The sequence below is a fragment of the Rhodoferax sp. genome (assembly GCF_011391645.1).
Lineage (GTDB): Bacteria > Pseudomonadota > Gammaproteobacteria > Burkholderiales > Burkholderiaceae_C > Rhodoferax.
Map to the genome: position 1 here is coordinate 1 of NZ_JAABQC010000159.1, position 3,223 is coordinate 3,223.

The window sequence follows — 3,223 nt, forward strand, 5'->3', positions numbered from 1 at the left end:
GCATGGCGGCCATGGCCAGCATGTTGCCGGTCAGGGTGGTGCCAATGCCCGAGTGGCCGGCGGGCGCCTGGCGTTTGGCCTGCATGGCGCGCTCGGCCAGCTCGGCACTGAAGCCGTAGACCGCACAAGGCAGGCCGCCGGCAATCGGCTTGCCCAGCACCAGCGCGTCGGGCTGCAGGCCATGCGTTCGGGCGTAGCCGCTCGGGCCGCTGCTGAAGGTGTGGGTTTCGTCCAGAATCAGCAGCGCGCCGTGCTGGCGAATCGACGCTTGCGCAGCTTCCCAGAAACCGGGTTCGGGCAGCACCATGCCAATGTTGGTCATGACCGGCTCGGCCAGCACACAGGCCACGTCACCGCCCTGCAGCGCCGCCTCCAGTGCGGGCAGGTCGTTGAACTCGACCACCAGCGTGTGTTGCGTGAGGTCATGCACCTGGCCCAGCAGGCTGTCACGCTGCCTGGGCCGGCCGTTGACCAAGTCCACAAACACGTCATCCACGGTGCCGTGGTAGCAGCCGTTGAACACCAGCAACTTTTTGCGCCCGGTGGCGGCACGCACCCATCGCAACAGAAAACGGTTGGCATCGCTGGCCGACAACGCGCTTTGCCACATGGGCAGGCCAAAGCGGCGCGCCAGCTCGGCGCCCACCCAGGCGGCGTCATCGGTGGCCAGCATGGTGGTGCAGCCCTGCGCCACCTGGTGCTGCACTGCGCGCACCACCGCCTCCGGCGCGTGGCCAAACATGGCGCCTGTGTCGCCCAGGCAAAAATCGACCCGCCGGTGGCCATCCACATCGGTCACCTGGGCGCCGTGGGCGTGCGCCACCTGCAAGGCAAATGGTGTCGACCAGTCGCTCATCCAGTGCAAGGGCACGCCAAACAGCCAGTGCCTCGCGCTGCGCTGCGCCATCGCTTGGGACAAGGGGTTGGCTGCCACAAACTCGGCGCGCTCCTGCTGCGCCATACGCGCCAAAGACGCGGGGTTGAGGCCGCTGCGGGTAGGCCTTTGTGCTGTTAGCTGCATGACCTGAGCCCTCACACCAGAAGCAACAGGTGCTCGCGCTCCCACGAGCTGATCACCCGGTTGTAGGTGGCGTACTCCAGTTCCTTCACGGCGCAGAAGGCCTTGACGAACGACGGCCACAGCACCTCGGCCATGGCGTCACAGCCGCGCATGCGGGTGATGGCGTCTTCCAGGTGGCGCGGCAACTCGTAGTCGAGGTCCCAGGCGCTGCTGTCCATCGGGTCTGAGGGCTTGAGGCGCTCCATCATGCCCAGATAGCCGCAGCCCAGCGTGGCTGCCATTGCCAGATAGGGGTTGACATCGACACCGGGCACGCGGTTTTCCACGCGGCGGTTTTGCGCGTTGGATTTGGGAATGCGAATGCCGCAGGTGCGGTTGTCCAGGCCCCACTGCACGTTGATCGGGGCCGACATGAAGCGTGACAGCCGCCGGTACGAATTCACATACGGCGCCAGCATCGGCATCACCTGTGGCACGTATTTTTGCAGTCCGCCAATGTAATGATTGAAGTGGTCACTGCCCGAACCATCGGCATTGGAAAAGATGTTGCGCCCGGTGTCCATGTCCAACACGCTTTGGTGAATGTGCATGGCGCTGCCGGGCTCCATTTCCATCGGCTTGGCCATGAAGGTGGCGAAGATGCCGTGCCGCAGCGCGGTTTCACGCACCGTGCGTTTGAACAAGAACACCCGGTCGGCCAGGTCCATCGGGTCACCATGGCTGAAGTTGATCTCCATCTGGCCGGCGCCAGCCTCATGGATCAGCGTTTCAACCCCCAGCCGGTGCACGCCGCAAAACTGTGAAAGCTCCATGAAAAACGGGTCGAAGTCGTTCACCGCGTCAATCGAATACGACTGCCGGCCGGCCTCGGACTTGCCGGTGCGCCCCAGCGGCGGCTGCAGCGGCTCGTGCGGGTTTTGCTGGCGCGCCACCAGGTAAAACTCCATCTCGGGCGCCACCACCGGCTGCCAGCCCTGCTTTTCATACAGCGACACCACATGGCGCAGCAAACTGCGCGGCGAGAGCTGCACCGGCGAGCCATCGAACTCATGGCAGTCATGAATCACCACCGCCACCGGCTCCGCTGCCCATGGCACCACCCGCGCGGTGCTCACGTCGGGCAGGCACACCATGTCGGGGTCGGTCTCACCCACATAGGGCCCGTTGTCAGGCTGCTGGCCGTTGACCGTGTTGAGCAGCACACTCTTGGGAATGCGCATTTCGCCGGCACTTAAAAACAGGTCCTTGGGCAGGATCTTGCCGCGCGCAATTCCGGTCATGTCGGGAATGACACATTCGACCTCATGGATGCGGTGTTGCTGCAAAAACTGGGTGATGATGTCGTTCATGTTGAGGTGGCTATGCTCTGCGCATTTGCCTTTTGTGATCAAATTAAAACGAATGATAGATTAAAAATGATATTTATGACATGTTTTGATCAAATCATTGAATTGCCTTGAGTTTTTGGTGAGGGTTGTGAGGACGGCGATTGGACGACTGCACGAACAGGGACGACCCATTGCATGACCACCCCCGCGGCAACCGCAACATACCGGCGTGAAATTTGGCTGTTGCTTGCAATCAAGTTGTAAGGATGTTCATCCCCCACCGACTCACCCCAGGCAAGATTGCTTTACCGTGCGCTACCCGATTGACACGCTGTCCTGCGGCCCCGCAAGACCCCGACCAAGGAACTGATGATGAACAAACGAACCCTGTTGAAATCCCTGAGCGGCTGGTTGGCTGGGGCCACCTTGCCTGCCGCTGCATTGGCTGCGGCGCCGTTTCCGCTGAAAAAAAGTGAAGCCGAGTGGCGGAAAATCGTTTCGGCCGCAGCCTATGACGTGCTGTTTGAGCATGGCACGGAGCGCGCCGGCACCAGCGCCCTGAACGCCGAGAAGCGCCCCGGCACCTACCTGTGCGCCGCGTGCAACCAGCCGCTGTTTGACGCCGCCCACAAATACGAGAGCGGCACCGGCTGGCCCAGCTTCTGGCAGCCCCTGCCCAGCGCCATGGGCACATCCACCGACTACAAGGCCATTTACCCGCGCACCGAATACCACTGCGCCCGCTGCGGCGGCCACCAGGGCCATGTGTTCAACGACGGCCCCAAACCCACCGGAAAACGCTATTGCAACAACGGCGTGGCGCTGAGCTTTGTCCCCACCGGCACCGCGCTGCCCGCGCTGCGCACCTGAGTGC

3 protein-coding genes are annotated in these 3,223 nt (G+C 62.8%); 1 reads left to right on the forward strand and 2 read right to left on the reverse strand.

Annotated elements, in window-relative coordinates; genetic code table 11:
- Together GPS82_RS13610 and GPS82_RS13615 are read right to left on the reverse strand one after the other, a co-directional pair.
- Positions 1 to 961: transaminase (locus GPS82_RS13610; protein WP_296495628.1), on the reverse strand; the 961-nt coding region annotated here is incomplete at its 3' end.
- A 71-nt stretch (positions 962 to 1,032) separates the two neighbouring features.
- On the reverse strand, positions 1,033 to 2,370 hold the full coding sequence (locus tag GPS82_RS13615) for a glutamine synthetase family protein (RefSeq protein ID WP_296495624.1): 1,338 nt from the start codon (positions 2,368 to 2,370) through the stop codon (positions 1,033 to 1,035).
- A gap of 351 nt (positions 2,371 to 2,721) precedes the next feature.
- Here GPS82_RS13615 and msrB point away from each other — a divergent pair, with 351 nt between their 5' ends.
- Positions 2,722 to 3,219 (forward strand): peptide-methionine (R)-S-oxide reductase MsrB, encoded by a 498-nt coding sequence (gene msrB / locus GPS82_RS13620; protein ID WP_296495626.1) that lies wholly within the window; start codon positions 2,722 to 2,724, stop codon positions 3,217 to 3,219.
- Positions 3,220 to 3,223: the final 4 nt, after the last annotated feature.

Excerpts from the sequence above, each read along its gene's own strand:
- msrB (WP_296495626.1), top strand. The coding sequence starts at position 2,722 with ATGAACAAACGAACCCTGTTGAAATCCCTGAGCGGCTGGTTGGCTGGG.
- GPS82_RS13615 (WP_296495624.1), bottom strand. The coding sequence starts at position 2,370 with ATGAACGACATCATCACCCAGTTTTTGCAGCAACACCGCATCCATGAG.